Here is an 18627-nt window from a genome sequence, read left to right as displayed (position 1 = left end):
CCCGTAATGCGATGCCGCAAGCGCTGATTACGGGGCATGGCGTTGATAAAGCCTGGCCGTGCTTTCCCCCGCCTGGGTCTCGCGATGCAGCGACCAACGCGTCGGCACCTCGGGGATCAAATCGCGCTCGGTTTCGACGTAAATCATCGCCTCTTCAGCCAGCCAGCCGCCCGTTTCCAGGGCGCTGCAACAGTCGGCTACCCAACCTTGGTGAAACGGTGGGTCGAGGAACACAATGTCGTAGCGCGCCGCGCTTTGAGACAGAAAGGTTCGGGCGTCACCGACGATCACATGACCCTGATGGGCGCCGAGGGTCTCCAGATTCTGGGTAATATGACGGGCAACCTGGGCGTCGCTCTCGACAAAGGTGAGCTGGGTCGCGCCGCGGGATAGCGCTTCAATGCCCAATGCGCCGGTGCCGGCAAAAAGGTCGAGCACCCGTTTGCCGTAAAGCTGCTGGCCGAGCCAGTTGAACAGGGTTTCACGGACACGGTCGGGTGTGGGGCGCAAGCCTGGGCTGTCGAGAACCGGTAGCTGGCGGCGGCGAAAGTCGCCGCCAATAATACGCAGCTTACCCATGGATTTGGCAGGCGACCGTCGAGTAGCGGATGAGCGAGAGGAACGTTGTCGTGTCATAACGTGGATTGTAGCGGGCTACTTATCCAAAGTCTTGGTTGGCGGTGGTAGGATAATCGCATTCTTTACCTTTACTAGTCGGATGACATCCATGTTTGGTTTTTTTAAGCGTAAACAAAAGCAGGATTCCCAGCAGGAAGCGCAGCAAGACGAGACGCCGGTCGATCCCTCACAGGAACAGGAGGCCGACGGGTTCCCCCTGGAAGAACAAGATCAACCGAGCGCTCGTCGCGAGGAAGCCGATGTTGACGAGCGACCGTCTGCGCCTGACGCTGTGCCAGAGCCAGAGCCAGAGCCAGAGCCAGAGCCAGAGCCAGAGCCAGAGCCAGAGCCAGAGCCAGAGCCAGAGCCAGAAGCTAAGCCCGCGCCCGTTGAAAAACCGGCGCTGCAAGACAAACCGGTTGCCGACAAAGGCGACAAGAAAGGCTGGCTTGCGCGTATTAAGTCAGGCCTTGGCAAAACCCGCGCGAATTTAACCGATGGCATTGCCGACTTATTTCTGGGTAAAAAGCAGATAGATGACGAACTGCTCGAAGATCTTGAAACCCAGCTACTGATGGCCGATGTCGGCATTGAGGCGACCAGCGAGATTATTGAGCGGCTGGAGGCACGGGTATCCCGCAAAGAGCTGAATGATCCCGAAGCGCTTTATCGTGGCTTGCAAGAAGAACTGGCGGCGATGCTTGAACCCGTCACCCAGCCGCTTAGTTTTGATAAAGATAGCGAAGGCCCCTTCGTCATATTGGTCGTGGGGGTTAACGGTGTGGGTAAAACCACCACGATTGGTAAGCTCACTCAGCGTTTCCAGCGCGAAGGCAAAAGCGTCATGCTCGCGGCGGGGGACACCTTCCGCGCCGCAGCGGTAGAGCAGCTTAAAGTGTGGGGCGAGCGCAATAGCGTGCCGGTCATTGCCCAGCACACCGGTGCCGACAGTGCCTCGGTGATTTACGACGCGGTGGCCGCTGCAAAAGCCCGTGGGGTGGATGTGTTAATCGCCGATACCGCCGGACGTTTGCATAACAAAAGCCACCTGATGGAAGAGCTGAAAAAGGTTCATCGCGTGATGAAAAAGGTCGACGACACCGCGCCCCATGAAGTGATGCTGGTGCTGGATGCTGGCACGGGGCAAAACGCCGTCTCCCAGGCCACCACGTTTAACGAGGCGGTGCCGGTCAGCGGTATCACGCTCACCAAGCTGGATGGCACCGCGAAAGGCGGGATTATTTTTGCCCTGGCGAAGCAGCTCAACACACCGATCCGCTATATCGGCGTGGGCGAGGGGTTAGATGACCTTCGCCCCTTCGAGTCGAAGGACTTCGTAAACGCACTGTTTGACCGCCAGGGAGACGATGCCAACCCATGATCGCCTTTGAGCATGTGGGTAAGCGCTACGGAGGGCGCTTTGAAGCGCTTTCGCACCTTAACTTTCGCGTTGCGAGAGGCGAAATGGTGTTTCTCACCGGGCATTCAGGCGCCGGGAAAAGCTCGCTATTGCGTTTGATTATGCGCTTGGAAAAGCCGAGCCGTGGGCGAGTGGTCGTGGCAGGGCACGATATTGCCCAGTTGCATGCCAGCCAAGTGCCGTTTTATCGCCGCCAGATTGGGGTCGTCTTTCAGGATCACCAACTGTTGTTTGATCGTAGCGTGTTTCACAACGTATCGCTGCCGTTGGATATTCAGGGCATCGAACCCCGGGAGTCTGCTCGTCGCGTCCGCGCTGCCCTGGATAAAGTCGGCCTGCTGCACCGCGAAAAAGCGTTACCCATTGAGCTTTCCGGCGGCGAGCAGCAGCGTGTGGGCATCGCGCGTGCCGTGGTCAATAAGCCGGCGCTGTTGCTTGCCGACGAGCCCACAGGGAACCTTGATCCTCAACTATCGGCCGACATTATGGCGCTGTTTGAAGATTTTAATCGTATCGGCACGACCGTCATGATCGCCAGCCACGATTTGGCATTAATTGCGCGATTGCAGCATCGAATGTTACGCCTGAGCGACGGGCGCTTAGTGGCCGATGAGGGGGCCGCATGAAACGACCCATCGATAAGCCGAAAGGCGCCGCCCCTCGGTCGCGTAGCAGAGCCGCCCCACGAAGCTCTCAGCGCCCCGCTCCACGTGCGCGGGCCCAGCAGCCACGCCTTGTAAGCCGTCTGCGTGCATGGGGACGGCACCACCGTGCGATGTGGCTCGACAGCCTCCAGCGGCTGATTCGCTACCCGCTGGGCAATTTACTGACCATGCTAGCCATTGCCATTGCGCTGGTACTGCCCGCGGCATTGTGGCTAACGCTGGACAGTGCCAGGTTGCTGGATGCAGAGCTGGACGAAAGCGCCACGTTAACGGTGTACCTTGAAATGGACGTTGGGGCAGAGGAGGCGGAACGCATCGAACAAGCGGTACGCGCTGATGACGATGTGCAACGCACTCGGTTTATTAGCGCCGAGCAGGGTATGGCCGATTTTCAACAGTCGCTGGGCGTTGACGATGCCCTCTCCGGGCTTGAAGGCAACCCGCTGCCGAGCAGCATTGTTGTACGTCCTAGTGGCGTTGATCCCGATCTCATGCAGACGCTCGCCGATCGCTTGGCAGCTCTCTCGGGGGTTGATGAAGTGCGGGTCGACCTGGCCTGGGTCGAGCGACTGCGCCACCTGGCCGAGCTGGGAACGCGAGTGGCGCTGGCCCTGGGTGTTTTATTTGGCCTTGGGGTGCTACTGGTGGTGGGCAATACCATCCGACTGTCGGTGGAGAGTCGCCGCCGTGAAATCGAAGTGGTGATGTTGATCGGCGCTACCCATGCGTTTGTCAGGCGTCCCTTCTTATACAGCGGTGCCTGGTACGGCTTTGGTGGGGGGCTTTTGGCGCTTGGGCTGCTATCCCTGGGCAATCACTGGTTGTCGCTACCGGTCGCAGCCTTGGCGGCGAGTTACGGGGCGAGTTTTTCGCTACCTCAATTGGACGTGACAGGCTCCACAATTTTGCTATCTTGCAGTACACTACTTGGCTGGTTAGGGGCATGGCTTGCCGTCTCTCGGCATCTTGCCAGCATCCGCCCGCGTTAAACCTCCCGCGTCGCCAATTAGGTAGCGGTGAGGGAACCTTGTTGATACGACAAGGTCTTAGCGATACAAATCACGTAAGGGTTATCAGGGAGACCACCTGCACATGAGCACAAGTCTTCTACCGGTGGGACAGCTTTCCCCAGGCCACGACCTGGGCGGCTACATCAAAGCGGTCAACGGCATTGCGGTACTGAGTGCCGATGAAGAGCGTGAGCTTGCGTTCCGCCTGTACGATGAAGGCGATTTGGAAGCGGCACGCCGTTTGGTGCTATCGCACTTGCGCTTTGTGGTACACATCGCCCGCAGTTATTCGGGCTATGGCTTGCCGCAAGCTGATTTAATTCAAGAAGGTAACGTCGGCTTAATGAAGGCCGTCAAGCGCTTTGACCCGAATCAGGGTGTGCGCTTGGTTTCGTTTGCGGTGCATTGGATTAAAGCTGAAATTCACGAATTTGTGCTGCGTAACTGGCGTATTGTCAAAATCGCCACGACCAAGGCACAGCGTAAGCTGTTCTTTAATTTGCGCGGTGCGAAAAAGCGCCTCGCCTGGCTTAATAACGACGAGGTTGAGGCCATTGCCAAGGATCTCGACGTAAAGCCGCATGTCGTGCGCGATATGGAAGGACGCCTGTCTTCCTACGATGCGGGCTTTGATGCATCGCCCAGCGACGATGAAGATAGTGCGTATCAAGCACCGGTGCACTTTTTAGACGATTCGGCCTCAGATCCGGCAACGCAGCTAGAAGACAGCGATTTTGAGGAAGACTCAACTCGCCGCTTACAGCTGGCGCTTGAAGGCTTGGATGAGCGCTCGCGGGATATTTTGCAGCGTCGTTGGCTGGGCGAACATAAGTCCACGTTGCATGACTTGGCTGATGTTTACGGCGTTAGCGCCGAACGCATTCGCCAGCTCGAAAAAAATGCCATGAAGAAACTGCGCCAAAAAATGGGCGATACGATCGCGGCATAAGCGCATAAGTTCGACCCAACAAAAACGGCGCTCCCTTTGTGGGGGCGCCGTTTTTTATTTGCCAAGGTTTTATCTGCCAACGGCTACCATCATCCTGGACAAGCGGTTAAGCAGGCTGCGCTGCCTCGCGTAGCAGCTGGCTTGAAAGCAGCGTCCACTGGTCGTCCCAGTAGTCAGTGGGTAAACGTTTGAAATCACTGCGCACATATTGAGCAATGCGGCCTTCTGCATGGGCGATCAGTAGGTTCGCGGCGGCCGATGCAGAAATATTCGGCCGACGTCCCTCGCGGATCTCAGCCTCGCGGAGAATCTGCTTGAACTGGGTTTCCAGACGCTCGAAAAGCTGGTGAATCCGCTGACGCAGTCGCGCAGTTTCTCCGGTGAGTACATCGCCGCCCATCACACGGGCAAGCCCCGGGTTCTTTTCGGCAAAGCCGAGCACCAGTGACAGGATCGTATGGCAGCGGTTGGTGGCGTCGGGTACCTCTTCCATAATGCGGTTAATGCGCGCAAAGATGCTTTCTTCGATAAAGTCGATCAGCCCTTCGAACATGCGCGCCTTGCTGGGGAAGTGGCGGTAGAGGGCGGCTTCTGATACACCCACCTGGCGAGCCAGGGCCGCCGTGGTAATCCGTTTGCCGCTGTCTTCCTCAAGCATCAGGGCGAGGGCTTGGAGTATCTGCTCGCGGCGGCGAGGTTTGCGATCATCGCTCATTGCGTTTCTCCCGTCGCGGTTAGTGGGTATCGGTGATCAGCGTACCGACACCGGCGTTGGTGAATATCTCCAACAGCACGGCATGCGGCACACGACCATCGATAATGTGAGCACTGTTAACGCCGCCTTTCACAGCATCTAACGCGCAGCGAATTTTAGGCAGCATGCCGCCATGAATAGTCCCATCGGCAATCAGCGCGTCAACTTGAGCCGTGGTCAAGCCGGTGAGCACCTCGCTGTCGGCATTCATCAGCCCCGCCACGTTGGTCAGCAGCATGAGCTTTTCGGCATTGAGCGCCTCGGCAATCTTGCCCGCCACCAGGTCGGCATTGATATTATAGCTGTGGCCTGCGTCATCCACGCCAATCGGCGCAATCACCGGGATAAAATCACGCGCCGCGAGCATTTCAATCAAGTCGGTGGAGATCGACTCCACCTCACCGACATGGCCGATATCGATGATTTCCGGGGCTTTCATTTCGGGGCTCTGATGCTCGACCTTCAACTGGCGGGCACGGATCTGTGCGCCGTCCTTGCCGGTCAGGCCAATCGCTTTGCCGCCGCTTTGGTTGATCAGGTTGACGATGCTTTTATTGACCAGCCCGCCGAGTACCATCTCGACTACGTCCATGGTTTGCGAGTCGGTCACGCGCATGCCGTTAACAAAGCGCGATTCGATATTGAGCTTGGTTAACAACTCGCCAATCTGGGGGCCGCCGCCATGAACCACCACCGGGTTAATACCCACTTCCTTCATTAACACAATGTTGCGGGCAAACGAATCAATCAGAGTGCTTTCCGTCATCGCGTTGCCGCCGTATTTGACCACGACGGTTTTGCCGGAAAATTGCTGGATATAGGGGAGGGCTTCGGAAAGCACCTCCACAACGACCTGCGGGCCGTGACTGGCTGAACTCATGGCGTTGTCCCTTGATAATGATGTGGCTCATTTATTGGCATTAAGCACACTTTGAAGCCCATGGCGGGCCGTGCCTTCTAATGGGCACGATCCCGCCACGCGATGACGTGGCTGGCTTTGCCTAGGGTAGCGTCAAAGCGGGGTCGACGTTTTTCAGTGCGCTGGCAAACTGCGCTTTAATGCGCGTTAAAGCCGCTTCATTTTTTCCTTCAAAACGCAGTACTAGCATGGGGGTGGTGTTCGAGGCGCGGCATAGCCCCCATCCGTCGGGGTAGTCGACCCGAATGCCATCCAATGTGGTTTTGATACCATCGCCGAAGTCGCCCTCTCGAGCAAGTTTATCCACTAGGCTGAATTTGTTGCTGTCGGTGACGGTGATATTAATTTCCGGGGTACCGATGTCTTGCGGGAAACTGTCGAAATAAGCATCGGCGTCGCCCTCGAAATTGGCCAGAATCTCTAGCAGCCGAGCGGCGGCGTAAATTCCGTCGTCGAAGCCGTACCAGCGTTCCTTGAAGAAGATATGCCCGCTCATTTCGCCGGCCAACTGAGCCCCCGTTTCCTTCATGCGTGCCTTGATTAGCGAGTGGCCCGTGCGCCACATTTCCGGCTCGCCCCCGGCGTCGCTGATCACCTTGATTAAGTTGCCGGTACACTTGACGTCAAAGATGACCTTGGCGCCAGGGTTGCGGCCTAGCATGTCGGTGGCAAACGCCATCAACAGGTGATCCGGGTAGATCAGCCGCCCACGAGGGGTAATGACGCCTAGTCGGTCGCCGTCACCATCGAAGGCTAGGCCGATATCGGCGTTCGTTTCCTGGACCGTGCGAATCAGATCCTGCAGGTTTTCGGGCTTACCGGGGTCGGGGTGATGGTTGGGGAAGGTGCCGTCGATATCGTCAAACAGCGGGTGCGTATCGACGCCCAGCTTGGCGATCAACTGAGGCCCCAGTTCCCCCGCGACGCCGTTCCCGCAGTCGACCACCGCCTTCAGCGGGCGACTGACGCTGACATCGCCGAGGATGCGCTGAAGATAGGCATCGCGCACGTCCTCTTGGCGAATGCTGCCGCTGCCGCTTGCCAGTTGGTCAGACGCAAGTCGCTCGTAGAGAGCGGTGATGGCATCGCCCGAGAGGGTGTCGCCATCGAGAACAATCTTGAAGCCGTTATAGTCGGGCGGATTGTGGCTGCCGGTGACCATCACCCCGGAGCGCGTACCGTCAAGAATATGGGTGGCAAAATACAGCACCGGGGTGGGTACCATGCCGACATCAATGACGTCGCGCCCCGCCGCGTTCAGGCCGCGCATTAGGGCCGCCTGGAGCCGCGGGCCCGAGAGACGTCCATCGCGTGCGACCACGACGGTGGATTCGCCCCGATCAGCGGCTTCAGAGCCGATTGCGCGGCCAATCCATTCCACTGTGTCCTCGGTGAGCGTGTCATCGACGATGCCGCGGATGTCGTAAGCGCGAAAAATCGAAGCGGGAATTGTGGGGTGTGTCATGGGAGTATCCTTACAAAAGTGGCCTGTACAAGTTAATGACGGCCAGTGCTGCCAAAGCCGCCGCTGCCGCGAGTGGAGTCGCTGAACTGATCGACCAGATCAAGCTCAGCCTGCACCACAGGAACAAGCACGTACTGTGCCAACCGTTCAAACGGCGCGAGCGTAAAGGGGCTTTGCCCGCGATTCCATACGGAAATCATTAACTCTCCTTGGTAATCGGCATCGATCAAGCCCACCAAATTGCCTAGAACGATGCCGTGCTTATGCCCCAGGCCGGAGCGAGGCAGAATCATGCCGGCAAGGCCCGGGTCTTCAATATAGATTGCCAGGCCTGTCCTTACGAGGTGTGTATCACCGGGGTTTAACGTTAGCGGCTCGTCGAGCAGCGCGCGAAGGTCCATGCCCGCCGACCCGTCGGTCGCGTAATGAGGCAAATAGTCACGCAGTCGTTCATCGAGGACTTTGCACTGCAGGCGAGGGCGGGCGGTCATGAGGACTCTCCGGTAGACGAGGGCAGTAGCATGAGAGCTTGTTGAATCACGCGATCCGCCAGTTGTGTTTTGGGTTGTGGGGTTTCCATCCGACGTTCAATACCCTGGGGCGTGCGCCATAGCAGCAGCGCCGCGTTTTCGTCGCTGCCAAACCCAAGACCGGGCTGACCAACGTCGTTGGCAACGATCATGTCGAGCCCTTTGCGGGTGAGTTTATCAGACGCATAATGCTCAACGTCCTGGGTTTCGGCGGCGAATCCCACCACAAATGGGCGGCCCTGGGGCGAAAGCGCAGCTACGTCGGCAATAATATCGGGATTTTTGACCAGGGTTAGCGTCAGGGTGTCATTGTCGTCGGTCTTTTTCATCTTGTGCCCGGCGGCGCTGGCGGCACGGTAGTCGGCGACGGCGGCGCAGCCGATAAACAGTGCCGCCTGGGGGGCCAGCCGTAGCGCTTCATGGTGCATCTGCTCGGCGGATTCAACGTCAATACGGGTGACGCCGACCGGCGTGGCGAGGCTCACTGGCCCGCTGATCAAGGTCACCTTGGCGCCCTGGGCGGCCGCCGCTGCGGCTAGGGCGTAGCCCATTTTGCCCGAGCTGTGATTCGACAAATAGCGCACCGGGTCGAGCGCTTCGCGGGTCGGGCCGGCGGTGATCACCACGTGCAGTGCCGAATCGCTGGGTGGCGCGAAAGGTGCAAGCGAAAAGTGATTGATCAGCGCGTCAACAATCGTCTCGGGCTCGCTCATTCGACCTGGGCCAACGTCACCGCAGGCTTGGTCACCTGCCGCGGGCCCAACCAACTGCCAGCCATCGTCCGCTAGCTGCTGTACGTTGCGTTGGGTGGCGGGATGGCGCCACATGGCCTGATTCATGGCCGGGGCGATCAGTTTGGGCGCTTCACTGGCGAGGCAAAGCGTGGTGAGTAGGTCGTCGGCCATGCCTTGGGCTAAGCGCGCCATGAGATCCGCTGTTGCCGGCGCGATTAATACGACATCCGCCCAGCGGGCGAGCTCAATATGCCCCATGCCAGCCTCGGCTTCTGGGTCGAGCAGTGACGTGCGCACGGGCTCGCCGGAAAGTGCCTGCAGCGTTAACGGGGTGATAAACGCTTGAGCCCCGTCGGTCATCACCACGCGGACGTCACAGCCGATTTGTTTGAGCAGGCGCACAATCAGCGCGCTTTTATACGCCGCGATGCCCGCGCTGATGCCCAAAAGCACGCGTTTTCCGCTAGCAGGCAGCGTCGTTGTCGAAGTCACAGACGTCATGGCAAAAGACCCACGTTGAGCATTCTTTAGGACGCTTACCATACCATTCGTCCGCGCAATTTGGCATGCTGCATCCATGTAAAGGGAAAGGCTAAACAACGCGCAGGGAGGCGGCGATGGGTATTAACCACTGGCCGGAAGGCGAGCGTCCACGCGAGAAGCTATTAAATCTGGGGCCACAGGCGTTGTCGGACGCTGAGCTGCTGGCGATTTTTTTACGCGTAGGGGTTCAGGGGCGGTCAGCAGTGGATCTCGCGCGGGACCTGCTGACAAGCTTTGGCGGCCTTCGTCAGCTGCTGGAGGCCGACCAAACGCACTTTTGCGAAGCGCGGGGGCTGGGGAGCGCCAAGTTCGCCCAGTTGCAGGCTACACTTGAGCTTTCAAAACGCCACTTGGCCACCCAGCTCGCGCGAGGTGAGGCGCTGACGTCTCCGGCATTAGTGCGTCACTACCTAAGTACCCAGCTGCGTCATTTGGGCCATGAAGAATTTGCGGTACTTTTTTTGGATACGCAGCACCGAATTATTCGCTATGAATCCCTATTTCGCGGTACCCTAGATAGCGCATCCGTTTATCCCCGCGAAGTTGCCAAGCGTGCCCTAGCGCACAATGCTGGTGCTGTTATCCTGGCGCACAACCACCCTTCGGGTGTGGCCGAGCCTAGCGATGCCGATCGACGAATCACTGAACGCTTGAAAGAAGCGCTCGCACTGTTTGATGTGCGGGTGCTTGATCATTTCGTGGTGGGGGACGGAGACGTGGTGTCATTTGCCGAGCGGGGCTGGCTGTAAGCAAGCCACCTAGGTGGTCAGTTAATTTATTAAGTAAAATGAACCAAAAGCCGCTTTTTTGGGCTTTTGCGACGGTTTTTCTTGCTGATCGCCACGTGCTCTGGTATAAAGTGCCACCTTTGAACTTGGGTTGAATAACGGATTTGGGTACAGCTAGGCGGTTAACCGCGTCGACGCCCTCCCTGCTCCGGTTTGCCCGACAGTTTTGAACACTCAGGTATTAAATCCTGGCCAAGCAGTTGGAGGCTCTCATGTCCAAAGTATGTCAGGTTACCGGCAAGCGTCCGGTAACTGGTAATAACGTTTCTCACTCCCAGCGTAAGACACGTCGTCGTTTCTTGCCGAACCTGCACACCCATCGTTTTTGGGTTGAGTCTGAAAGCCGCTTCGTCAAGCTGCGCATTTCCTCCAAAGGCATGCGTATCATCGACAAGAAAGGCATTGAGACGGTTCTGGCTGATATCCGTAAGCGCGGCGACGCCATCTAATACAGCTTTTTTGGGAGAGTTAAACCATGCGCGATAAGATCAAGATGGTGTCTAGTGCCGGTACAGGCCACTTCTACACCACTGATAAGAACAAGCGGAACACTCCGGACAAGTTCGAATTTAAGAAATTCGACCCGGTCGTACGTAAGCACGTTATGTACAAGGAAGCCAAAATTAAGTAATCGCCGTTGCGATGACTGGCTTTCACCGCAGGCGAGCGCCTGTTAAAAACCCGGCCTTCAGCCGGGTTTTTGCATGCATGGGTGTTCTATGCGGCCAACGCGGTGCAAGCGGCTGTCACCACGCTGTCATTAAAGGCTCTCATCATGCCCGAGTTGCCCGAAGTTGAAACCACCCGACGGGGTATTGCACCTTATTTGGAAGGCCAGGAAATTACCGAAGTACGGGTGCGTCAGCCGCGGCTGCGCGTGCCGGTGCCCGACGACTTCGCTGAGCGACTGGTGGGCGCGCGGGTAGGCGTATTGAAACGACGCGCCAAGTACCTGCAAATTCCCCTGGAAGCAACAGCGGGGGAGTCGACGCTGCTATGGCATTTAGGCATGTCGGGAAGTTTGCGCATCGCTCAGGTGGGCGACTTGCCTAAAAAGCATGACCACGTGGATGTGGTGACGGCCAGCGGCTATGTGTTGCGCTACCACGACCCGCGTCGGTTTGGCTTTGTCGATTGGCAGGAGGGGGATGGCTATGCCGACAGGCGCTTGGCGCACTTGGGCCCTGAGCCTCTTGATGACGCCTTTGATGGCCGCTGGCTATATAGCATGTCCCGTAATAAGCGCGTCGCGGTGAAACCCTTTTTAATGGATAACCGCATTGTCGTTGGCGCGGGAAATATCTACGCCGCCGAAGCACTGTTTATGGCGGGCATTGATCCCCGTCGAGCAGCGGGACGTATTTCGTTGGCCCGCTACGAGCAATTGGCCGCCGCCGTGAAGGAGGTGCTGGCCGCTGCTATTATCCAGGGCGGTACCACGCTACGCGATTTTGTTAGCGGCCAAGGGGAACCCGGCTATTTTGCTCAGCGGCTAAATGTGTATGGCCGTCACGGTCAGCCGTGTCATCGCTGCGGGGGAGAGTTGCGGCGTATCACCCTTGGCCAACGTGCCAGTGTCTTTTGCCCTGGCTGTCAGCGCTAGCGCCCGCACGCTCATATTGACTGTTTTAACTACGTTTTTTTGGAGCCAATGCTCTTTTGGAGAAAGTTGTGACTCAACGCCTGCGCCTGAATAAAAACGCCGATCGTCGCTTGAAGGCGGGCCATCTGTGGATTTATTCCAACGAAGTCGACATCAAAGAGACGCCGCTGAAAGACTTCGCCGCGGGTGAAACCGCCTTGGTTGAAGCGTCTAATGGCAGAACCCTTGGGGTGGCCTACGTTAATCCGCATTCGCTGATTTGTGCTCGGGTGATGTCCCGCGACCCGGAAATGCGCCTCGATCGTTCGCTATTTGTGCACCGCTTTAACCAAGCGCTGGCGCTGCGTCAGCGTTTGTTTGATCAGCCGTTTTACCGATTAATTCACGGTGAAGGCGACCTACTTCCGGGTCTGGTGATTGATCGATTTGGCGATGTGGTCGTGGTGCAGTTGAACACCGCGGGTATGCAGGTGCTGGCCGAAGATATCGTTGATGCATTGGAAAAAGTTCTTAAGCCGAGCGCCATCGTTTTTCGCAACGACACCGGCGGGCGTCGCCAGGAAGGCTTGGAAGCCCAGGTGGAAGTCGCCAAAGGTACCCTGCCCGACGAAGTGCTGCTTGAAGAGAACGGCGTACGCTTCGTTGTGCCGGTCATTGACGGTCAAAAGACCGGTTGGTTCTTCGACCATCGAGTTAACCGCGCTTGGCTCAATAGCCAGGTCGCTGGTAAGCGGGTGTTGGATGTGTTCAGTTACGTCGGCGGCTGGGGCGTACAGGCAGCGGCCAGTGGCGCCTCTGAGGTGTTGTGCGTCGATGGATCAGGCCCGGCGCTTGAACAGGTGGCCCGCAACGCCGAGTTGAACGGCGTGCAAGAGCAGGTCGCCATTGGTGAAGGGGATGCGTTTGAGGCGCTGGCGGCGCTCAAAGCCGACGGCGAGCAGTTCGACGTGGTGATTCTCGACCCGCCCGCCTTTATTAAAAAGCGTAAAGATATTAACAACGGCGAGCGCGCCTATGCCCGTTTGAACCGTGAAGCGATGCGTCTGTTGGGTCGTGATGGCCTGTTAATGACGGCGTCCTGCTCAATGCACTTGGCGCCTGAGCGTCTAATGGACGTCGTGCGTGGCGCGGTTCGTCACCAGGATCGCCACGGCCAAGTCATTTTCCAGGGCCACCAGGGGCCGGATCATCCGGTTCATCCCGCTATCCCGGAAACGTCGTATCTCAAGGCACTGGGCGTGAGGGTTTTCCGCGACTAGCGTTGTCGAAATACGACTGCTCCCCATCAGCCAGCAACTTGCTGAAGGAGTCTCGATAATGAAGTGGGCGCTACCCGATCCTTTTGTGACTGACATTGACGTAACGGATGAGGCGATCGATGCCTATCGTCACGTCAATAACAGCGAGTATCTGCGCTGGATCGAGCAGATTAGCTGGGCGCATTCGGAAGCCCTGGGATTATCGCTTAAGCGTTATCGTGAGCTAGACCGTGCCATGGTCGTCCATCGTCACGAGCTGGACTACCTGGCGCCGGCTTATGCCGGCGATGCGCTGCAGCTCGCGACCTGGATCGTCGCCTGCGATGGTCGCTTTAGTATCACGCGCCGCTTCCAACTGCAGCGCAAGCACGATGACAAAATGCTGCTCAACGCCCGCACTTGGTTTGCCTGCGTGGCGCTTTCCAGCGGTCGACCCAAGCGCCTGCCCGATGAATATCGAACGATATATGGCAATGCCATCGTAGAAGAATAACGATGATTTTTTTGCCAATAGCCGCCATTCGGTAGATTTTTCTCCTAAGAAACGTCTTAACCGGCGTTTTTTTTGTTTTGTATTCCGGGGGATGGAGAGGCGCAAAAGCTGTGCTGTAATTAGTTTAACGCTGACAATTTGCTAGCGAAATAATTAGGAGCCGCACATGCGCATCGCAGTCCCCAAAGAGATTAAAAATCATGAATACCGGGTGGCCTTGACCCCTACCGGCGCGCGGGAACTAACCGGGCGTGGTCATCACGTAAGCGTTCAGGCGGGGGCTGGCGAGGGCGCTGGGTTTAGCGACCACGACTATGAAGCCGCCGGCGCGCGAATTGACGCGGATGTCGCGGCGCTGTGGCAAAACGCCGAGCTGATTCTTAAGGTGAAAGAGCCCCAGGCCGAAGAAGTTGCGCGGCTAACGCCCGATCACACCTTGTTTACCTATCTTCATCTAGCCGCCGAAGAAACGTTAACCAAGGGTTTGCTGGAAAGCGGCGCGACCTGCATTGCCTACGAAACGATTACCGATGCGAAGGGTGGTCTGCCGCTGCTCGCGCCGATGAGCACCGTGGCAGGGCGTATGGCCGTGCAGGCAGGTGCGCACAGTCTTGAAAAAGCGCAGGGTGGCTCTGGCGTGCTATTGCCGGGTGTGCCTGGCGTGGCGCCAGGTAAGGTCACCGTGATCGGTGGCGGTGTGGTCGGTGAAAATGCCGCGCGCATGGCGTTAGGGCTCGGCGCAGAGGTGACCATTCTGGACAAGTCGATTGCTCGGCTGGAAGTGCTCGATGACCGCTATCAGGGCCGCATCAAGACCGTTTACTCAACGGCGGATGCGCTGGATGAAGCGGCTAAAACGGCCGATATGATCATTGGGGCGGTGCTGATCCCCGGTGCTGCTGCGCCGAAACTGATCACCCGTGCCATGCTGGCGGATATGCAGCCCGGTAGCGTACTGGTGGATGTGGCGATCGACCAAGGCGGCTGTTTTGAAACCAGCAAGCCCACCACCCACGCTGAGCCGACCTATATCGTTGACGGTATCGTCCACTACTGCGTAGCGAATATGCCAGGCGCGGTCGCACGTACCTCTACGCTAGGGCTTACCAATGCCACGCTGCCGTTCGTGCTGGCGCTGGCCGATAAAGGCTGGCAACAGGCGCTTAGCGATGACCCCCATTTCCTGCCGGGGCTCAACGTCCATGCGGGGCAAGTGACCTATCCCGCCGTCGCTAATGCCTTTGGTCTGACAAGTGTTGACCCTGTTAAGCTGGTGAGCCAGTAGCGGGTGAATGCGTAGCGAGCGTCTCAATAATGCGGTGGGATGTCGTCTTCGGGGCGGGCGGCATCCGGCGCATTACCTGATTGGAGCGCTTGGTGCTGTTCGCGCAGCCGCTCGCGCATCAGCGCACTAAGTTGCTCCAGGGTTGTTAATCGACGTTCTTGCTGGGCGACCGCTTGATCAAGAGTGTCGAGCCAGTGTTCTTGATAAGCCAAGCGGCTCTCTAAAGATTCAAACTGTTGAACAAGCTCGGCAGGCGATAAAGAAGATGTCATGGTAACATTGCAACCTTGTGTAGTAGCTCGGTGAATTGGGACGTAAAAGACCCGCTGAACTGAGTATTGTCCTTCTTCTGTTACCCATACAACAAGAGAGCTTTTTGTATCCATGAACCTAAAAGTCGTGTTTCGCAGTATCTTAATCAGTATTTTACTTGCCGCCCCCACGCCACTGTTGCTGGCGGGGATTATTCATTTAACCGACGCGCCGCTGGCTGAGCAGTGGCTGGCCGAACTGGCCGTTATTGGGGCCGGCGGCATCTATATAGCTGTGGCTTTCGGAAGTTTTATTGTGCTGTGTATCGCTACGTTAGCGACCGCCGCGTTAGCGCCGCCCGTGGTGGTGTCGCCTGATTCGGCGGCACGCGCCAAGCCTGCACCGCGTCAATCCCAAGCCCCGAACGCGGCCGATGATGAAGATGTCATTGATCCCAACGATGGTCGCGAAGAAGGTGAAGTGAAGTGGTTTAATACCAACAAAGGCTATGGCTTTATTACCCGCGACAACGGCGACGATGTTTTTGTCCACTTCCGCGCGATTCGTGGCCGTGGCCCGCGCATGCTGGCGGAAGGTCAGATTGTGCGTTACCACGTGATTAAAAATGAGCGTGGCTTGCAGGCCGACGATGTAAGTATTATCGAGTAACCAACGGCAGACGTTTTACTGGCTAGTACGATTACTTGACCCCGCCTAGGCGGGGTCAAGTGCGTTTAAGGCGTGGGCTAATACTTAGCGGCCCGAGTCAGGCCACTCTATTGCGCCTTCACGCCCACCGGGGAACACCTGCCAAAAACGGTCGGGGTCGTCGCCGGGGTTCCAGCCGCCCAATGAGCAGCGAATTTCGGTTTGCAGAGCTTCCGCCGCGTATTGGGCGGCTTCCTGGTCGGTATGCCAGGGGCAATGGCCACTATCAATCCACAGGCTGGCAAATCCGTCGGCGGCGTTTTCCACGAGGAGTACCGGTATGCGGTGGCCTTGATAGGTGCCGTGGGTGCGCCATTTGCCCTTGCCCGCGGGGGTTAGCGGCGGGGCTTCCAGCGCCGTCGCCAGCCAGGCGTTGAGCGCTGAATGGGATACGTTAGCGAGGTAGATCTCAATATCAGGATAGCGCTCCATCATACACTCACCTCGCCGGACGTGAGCAGCGCTTGTAGCGTGGCTTCGTAGATCCGGCTTAAGTCGTCCAGGTCGCTGGCACGCACGCGCTCATCGACCTTGTGGATAGTGTCGTTGAGCGGGCCCAGTTCGACGACCTGAGCGCCCAGTGTGGCAATGAAGCGACCGTCCGAGGTGCCTCCGCTGGTCGACAGCTCAGGGCGCTCGCCGGTCACCGCTTCGACGCCGCGAATTGCAGCGTCGACCAGTTCCCCTTCGGCGGTTAAAAATGGCTCGCCATTGAGTGTCCAGTCGATGTGATATTCGAGCCCGCACCGATCCAGAATCGCTTCGGTACGCCCCTTGAGTGCCTCGTGGGTCACTTCCGTGGAGAAGCGGAAGTTGAACACCACTTCCACCTCGCCAGGAATCACGTTGGTCGCGCCCGTCCCTGCCCGGACATTGGAGACCTGGAAGCTGGTGGCCGGGAAAAAATCGTTGCCCGTATCCCAGTGTTCGTTGACCAGCGCATCGAGCGCGGGCATGGTTTGGTGGATGGGATTGCGTGCCAGGTGCGGGTAGGCCACGTGGCCTTGCACGCCTTTCACATGTAGCACGCCGCCCAGCGAGCCGCGTCGACCGTTTTTAATCGCATCGCCAAGGCGTGTCGTGGAAGAAGGCTCGCCGACGATACAGTAATCGAGGCGTTCATTGCGCTCGCGCAGGTGTTCAACCACTGCGCGGGTGCCGTCGACGGCGGGGCCTTCTTCATCGGAGGTGATCAAAAACGCGATACGGCCATGGTGATCGGGGTGGGCGGCGACAAAACGCTCAACGGCGGTCAGCATGGCGGCTAGGCTGCCTTTCATGTCGGAGGCGCCGCGACCGCAAAGCATGCCGTCGTCGTTAATACAGGGCGTAAAGGGCGGAAATTCCCAGTTGGTGTGAGGGCCGCTGGGTACCACATCGGTGTGCCCAGCAAAGGCCAGTACCGGTCCGTGATGCCCGCGTACCGCCCAGAAGTTGTCTACATCGCCAAACGGCAGCCGTTCGATATGGAAACCGAGCGCAATTAAGCGCTCGATCATCAGATCCTGACAACCTTCGTCGTCCGGCGTCACCGACGCGCGGCTGAGCAAATCAAAGGCAAGCTTCAGCGTCGGTGATAAACCTTCCGGATCAGTTATGGGCATGCAGCGCCTCATTCAACGCAACGGCGCTTTTATTGGTCAGGCATTCAATGCGACCGTTTTGCGAGTTGCGGCGCAGCAGCAGGTCATCCTGGCCGGCCAAGTCTCTGGCGGCGACGGTGTTGACCTCTTGGCCTTGGTCATCCAATAGAGTGACTTTGGCACCCGCCGTGATGTACAGCCCCGCTTCGACGGTGCAGCGGTCGCCCAGTGGAATACCGATGCCTGCGTTGGCGCCGATCAAGCAGCCTTCGCCGACTTTGATGACAATATTGCCGCCGCCGGAGAGGGTGCCCATGGTCGAGCAGCCGCCGCCTAAGTCGGAGCCTCTGCCGACCATCACACCGGCTGAGATACGCCCTTCGATCATGCCCGGGCCTTCAGCGCCCGCGTTGAAGTTAACGAAACCTTCGTGCATCACCGTTGTGCCTTCGCCGAGGTAGGCTCCCAGGCGCACGCGCGCGGTGTCGCCAATCCGGATGCCGTGAGGAACCACGTAGTCGGTCATCTTGGGGAATTTGTCGACGCAGTCCACCGACAGGGCGCGGCCTGCCAGACGGGCTTTGAGGCGACGAGCGGGTAGCTCTTCAATATCGATTGCGCCTTCGTTGGTCCAGGCGATGTTGCGTAGCAGACCAAACATACCCGTCAAATCAAGTCCGTGAGGTTTTACCAGACGGTGGGAAAGCAGGTGAAGCTTGAGGTAGACCTCAGGCGCGGTTTGCGGCGGTTGGTCGGTATCCAGAAACATCGCCACTAACGGGCGTTGGCTGGTGGCGAAAGCTTCTGCTAATTCCGCTTGGGCCGGGTGGCCAGCGGCTTCCAGCGCTTTAGCGAGGTGTGTGCAGTCTTCCGGTAGAAAGCTAATGGCGGCTGTTCCTTCCGGGGCGTCTAGCGCTTCTTTGGCCGCTTTGACGAGCGCATCATCCGGCTGAAATAGCGGTGCCGGATAGTAGATTTCCAGCCAGTCGCCCTGGGTGTTTTGAGTGCCAATTCCAAGCGCAAAGCTCAGCATAACTGCGTTCCTTTAG

The 18627-nt window shown here is 58.0% G+C and carries 22 protein-coding genes; 12 read left to right on the top strand and 10 right to left on the bottom strand.

What is annotated here, in order from left to right; translation table 11 throughout:
- Nucleotides 1-27: 27 nt before the first annotated feature.
- Complete coding sequence (rsmD, locus tag BLR97_RS07915) at nt 28-636, bottom strand: 16S rRNA (guanine(966)-N(2))-methyltransferase RsmD (RefSeq protein ID WP_089704568.1); 609 nt, start codon at nt 634-636, stop codon at nt 28-30.
- A 91-nt stretch (nt 637-727) separates the two neighbouring features.
- Between rsmD and ftsY the strand changes: the two genes are divergently transcribed.
- The 4 genes from ftsY (at nt 728) to rpoH (ending at nt 4662) form a co-directional block, all read left to right on the top strand.
- On the top strand, nt 728-1999 hold the full coding sequence (gene ftsY / locus BLR97_RS07910) for a signal recognition particle-docking protein FtsY (RefSeq protein WP_089704565.1): 1272 nt from the start codon (nt 728-730) through the stop codon (nt 1997-1999).
- Nucleotides 1996-2664 carry a cell division ATP-binding protein FtsE gene (ftsE, locus tag BLR97_RS07905; protein ID WP_089704562.1) on the top strand — a complete coding sequence of 223 codons (669 nt, stop codon included), beginning with the start codon at nt 1996-1998 and terminating at the stop codon, nt 2662-2664. Before ftsY ends, ftsE begins: the two co-directional genes overlap by 4 nt.
- A complete protein-coding gene (ftsX, locus tag BLR97_RS07900) occupies nt 2661-3692 on the top strand; it encodes a permease-like cell division protein FtsX (RefSeq protein ID WP_089704559.1) in 1032 nt (343 codons plus the stop codon). The genes ftsE and ftsX overlap by 4 nt, the downstream gene beginning before the upstream one ends.
- Before the next feature lie 103 nt (nt 3693-3795).
- On the top strand, nt 3796-4662 hold the full coding sequence (gene rpoH, locus BLR97_RS07895; RefSeq protein ID WP_089704556.1) for an RNA polymerase sigma factor RpoH: 867 nt from the start codon (nt 3796-3798) through the stop codon (nt 4660-4662).
- Nucleotides 4663-4768: 106 nt separating this feature from the next.
- On the opposite strand, the gene slmA is transcribed toward rpoH, so the two are convergent.
- The 5 genes from slmA to coaBC all read right to left on the bottom strand — a co-directional run bounded on the left by slmA (nt 4769) and on the right by coaBC (nt 9565).
- Nucleotides 4769-5377 (bottom strand): nucleoid occlusion factor SlmA, encoded by a 609-nt coding sequence (slmA, locus tag BLR97_RS07890; RefSeq protein ID WP_089704553.1) that lies wholly within the window; start codon nt 5375-5377, stop codon nt 4769-4771.
- Between the two features lie 19 nt (nt 5378-5396).
- Nucleotides 5397-6296 carry an acetylglutamate kinase gene (gene argB / locus BLR97_RS07885; protein WP_089704549.1) on the bottom strand — a complete coding sequence of 300 codons (900 nt, stop codon included), beginning with the start codon at nt 6294-6296 and terminating at the stop codon, nt 5397-5399.
- Nucleotides 6297-6417: 121 nt separating this feature from the next.
- On the bottom strand, nt 6418-7800 hold the full coding sequence (locus BLR97_RS07880) for a phosphomannomutase/phosphoglucomutase (protein WP_089704545.1): 1383 nt from the start codon (nt 7798-7800) through the stop codon (nt 6418-6420).
- Between the two features lie 32 nt (nt 7801-7832).
- Nucleotides 7833-8291, bottom strand: a complete 459-nt coding sequence (gene dut / locus BLR97_RS07875) for a dUTP diphosphatase (protein ID WP_089704542.1) — start codon at nt 8289-8291, stop codon at nt 7833-7835.
- Nucleotides 8288-9565: a bifunctional phosphopantothenoylcysteine decarboxylase/phosphopantothenate--cysteine ligase CoaBC gene (gene coaBC / locus BLR97_RS07870; protein WP_089704539.1), complete on the bottom strand. Its 1278-nt coding sequence runs from the start codon at nt 9563-9565 to the stop codon at nt 8288-8290. The genes dut and coaBC overlap by 4 nt, the downstream gene beginning before the upstream one ends.
- A 116-nt stretch (nt 9566-9681) precedes the next feature.
- Here coaBC and radC point away from each other — a divergent pair, with 116 nt between their 5' ends.
- From radC to ald, 7 genes are all read left to right on the top strand, one after another.
- Complete coding sequence (gene radC, locus BLR97_RS07865) at nt 9682-10356, top strand: RadC family protein (RefSeq protein WP_089704536.1); 675 nt, start codon at nt 9682-9684, stop codon at nt 10354-10356.
- Nucleotides 10357-10607: 251 nt separating this feature from the next.
- Nucleotides 10608-10844: a 50S ribosomal protein L28 gene (gene rpmB, locus BLR97_RS07860; RefSeq protein WP_089704533.1), complete on the top strand. Its 237-nt coding sequence runs from the start codon at nt 10608-10610 to the stop codon at nt 10842-10844.
- Nucleotides 10845-10870: 26 nt separating this feature from the next.
- Nucleotides 10871-11026 carry a 50S ribosomal protein L33 gene (rpmG, locus tag BLR97_RS07855; protein WP_089704530.1) on the top strand — a complete coding sequence of 52 codons (156 nt, stop codon included), beginning with the start codon at nt 10871-10873 and terminating at the stop codon, nt 11024-11026.
- Between the two features lie 144 nt (nt 11027-11170).
- Nucleotides 11171-11998: a bifunctional DNA-formamidopyrimidine glycosylase/DNA-(apurinic or apyrimidinic site) lyase gene (gene mutM / locus BLR97_RS07850; RefSeq protein ID WP_089704527.1), complete on the top strand. Its 828-nt coding sequence runs from the start codon at nt 11171-11173 to the stop codon at nt 11996-11998.
- A gap of 68 nt (nt 11999-12066) precedes the next feature.
- Nucleotides 12067-13257, top strand: a complete 1191-nt coding sequence (locus tag BLR97_RS07845) for a class I SAM-dependent rRNA methyltransferase (protein WP_089704524.1) — start codon at nt 12067-12069, stop codon at nt 13255-13257.
- Between the two features lie 58 nt (nt 13258-13315).
- The gene (locus tag BLR97_RS07840) at nt 13316-13750 is read left to right on the top strand and encodes an acyl-CoA thioesterase (RefSeq protein ID WP_089704521.1); all 435 of its coding nucleotides are present in this window, start codon (nt 13316-13318) and stop codon (nt 13748-13750) included.
- Nucleotides 13751-13916: 166 nt separating this feature from the next.
- Nucleotides 13917-15035, top strand: a complete 1119-nt coding sequence (ald, locus tag BLR97_RS07835; protein WP_089704518.1) for an alanine dehydrogenase — start codon at nt 13917-13919, stop codon at nt 15033-15035.
- 23 nt (nt 15036-15058) lie between these two features.
- Here the strand turns inward: ald and BLR97_RS07830 are convergent, their stop codons facing one another.
- Nucleotides 15059-15307: a SlyX family protein gene (locus tag BLR97_RS07830; RefSeq protein ID WP_089704515.1), complete on the bottom strand. Its 249-nt coding sequence runs from the start codon at nt 15305-15307 to the stop codon at nt 15059-15061.
- A 112-nt stretch (nt 15308-15419) separates the two neighbouring features.
- Between BLR97_RS07830 and BLR97_RS20085 the strand changes: the two genes are divergently transcribed.
- Nucleotides 15420-15956, top strand: a complete 537-nt coding sequence (locus BLR97_RS20085) for a cold-shock protein (RefSeq protein WP_089704512.1) — start codon at nt 15420-15422, stop codon at nt 15954-15956.
- An 84-nt stretch (nt 15957-16040) separates the two neighbouring features.
- Here BLR97_RS20085 and BLR97_RS07820 read toward each other — a convergent pair whose 3' ends face one another.
- From BLR97_RS07820 to dapD, 3 genes are read right to left on the bottom strand one after another with little or no spacing between them, the layout of a single operon-like run.
- Nucleotides 16041-16430, bottom strand: coding sequence for a hypothetical protein (locus BLR97_RS07820; protein WP_089704509.1), 390 nt, complete (start codon nt 16428-16430; stop codon nt 16041-16043).
- A complete protein-coding gene (dapE, locus tag BLR97_RS07815) occupies nt 16427-17599 on the bottom strand; it encodes a succinyl-diaminopimelate desuccinylase (protein WP_089704506.1) in 1173 nt (390 codons plus the stop codon). The genes BLR97_RS07820 and dapE overlap by 4 nt, the downstream gene beginning before the upstream one ends.
- Entirely contained in the window at nt 17586-18611 is a 1026-nt protein-coding gene (dapD, locus tag BLR97_RS07810; RefSeq protein WP_089704502.1) for a 2,3,4,5-tetrahydropyridine-2,6-dicarboxylate N-succinyltransferase, read from the bottom strand. The genes dapE and dapD overlap by 14 nt, the downstream gene beginning before the upstream one ends.
- Nucleotides 18612-18627 lie beyond the last annotated feature (16 nt).

This window comes from Vreelandella arcis (assembly GCF_900103865.1).
Taxonomy (GTDB): Bacteria; Pseudomonadota; Gammaproteobacteria; order Pseudomonadales; family Halomonadaceae; genus Vreelandella; species Vreelandella arcis.
This window is presented reverse-complemented; position numbering and strand designations above follow the sequence as displayed.

Bases quoted from the DNA above. Each gene is read 5' to 3' on its own strand.
- rsmD (WP_089704568.1), bottom strand. From the start codon at position 636: ATGACACGACAACGTTCCTCTCGCTCATCCGCTACTCGACGGTCGCCT.
- ftsY (WP_089704565.1), top strand. From the start codon at position 728: ATGTTTGGTTTTTTTAAGCGTAAACAAAAGCAGGATTCCCAGCAGGAA.
- ftsE (WP_089704562.1), top strand. From the start codon at position 1,996: ATGATCGCCTTTGAGCATGTGGGTAAGCGCTACGGAGGGCGCTTTGAA.
- ftsX (WP_089704559.1), top strand. From the start codon at position 2,661: ATGAAACGACCCATCGATAAGCCGAAAGGCGCCGCCCCTCGGTCGCGT.
- rpoH (WP_089704556.1), top strand. From the start codon at position 3,796: ATGAGCACAAGTCTTCTACCGGTGGGACAGCTTTCCCCAGGCCACGAC.
- slmA (WP_089704553.1), bottom strand. From the start codon at position 5,377: ATGAGCGATGATCGCAAACCTCGCCGCCGCGAGCAGATACTCCAAGCC.
- argB (WP_089704549.1), bottom strand. From the start codon at position 6,296: ATGAGTTCAGCCAGTCACGGCCCGCAGGTCGTTGTGGAGGTGCTTTCC.
- BLR97_RS07880 (WP_089704545.1), bottom strand. From the start codon at position 7,800: ATGACACACCCCACAATTCCCGCTTCGATTTTTCGCGCTTACGACATC.
- dut (WP_089704542.1), bottom strand. From the start codon at position 8,291: ATGACCGCCCGCCCTCGCCTGCAGTGCAAAGTCCTCGATGAACGACTG.
- coaBC (WP_089704539.1), bottom strand. From the start codon at position 9,565: ATGACGTCTGTGACTTCGACAACGACGCTGCCTGCTAGCGGAAAACGC.
- radC (WP_089704536.1), top strand. From the start codon at position 9,682: ATGGGTATTAACCACTGGCCGGAAGGCGAGCGTCCACGCGAGAAGCTA.
- rpmB (WP_089704533.1), top strand. From the start codon at position 10,608: ATGTCCAAAGTATGTCAGGTTACCGGCAAGCGTCCGGTAACTGGTAAT.
- rpmG (WP_089704530.1), top strand. From the start codon at position 10,871: ATGCGCGATAAGATCAAGATGGTGTCTAGTGCCGGTACAGGCCACTTC.
- mutM (WP_089704527.1), top strand. From the start codon at position 11,171: ATGCCCGAGTTGCCCGAAGTTGAAACCACCCGACGGGGTATTGCACCT.
- BLR97_RS07840 (WP_089704521.1), top strand. From the start codon at position 13,316: ATGAAGTGGGCGCTACCCGATCCTTTTGTGACTGACATTGACGTAACG.
- ald (WP_089704518.1), top strand. From the start codon at position 13,917: ATGCGCATCGCAGTCCCCAAAGAGATTAAAAATCATGAATACCGGGTG.
- BLR97_RS07830 (WP_089704515.1), bottom strand. From the start codon at position 15,307: ATGACATCTTCTTTATCGCCTGCCGAGCTTGTTCAACAGTTTGAATCT.
- BLR97_RS20085 (WP_089704512.1), top strand. From the start codon at position 15,420: ATGAACCTAAAAGTCGTGTTTCGCAGTATCTTAATCAGTATTTTACTT.
- BLR97_RS07820 (WP_089704509.1), bottom strand. From the start codon at position 16,430: ATGATGGAGCGCTATCCTGATATTGAGATCTACCTCGCTAACGTATCC.
- dapE (WP_089704506.1), bottom strand. From the start codon at position 17,599: ATGCCCATAACTGATCCGGAAGGTTTATCACCGACGCTGAAGCTTGCC.
- dapD (WP_089704502.1), bottom strand. From the start codon at position 18,611: ATGCTGAGCTTTGCGCTTGGAATTGGCACTCAAAACACCCAGGGCGAC.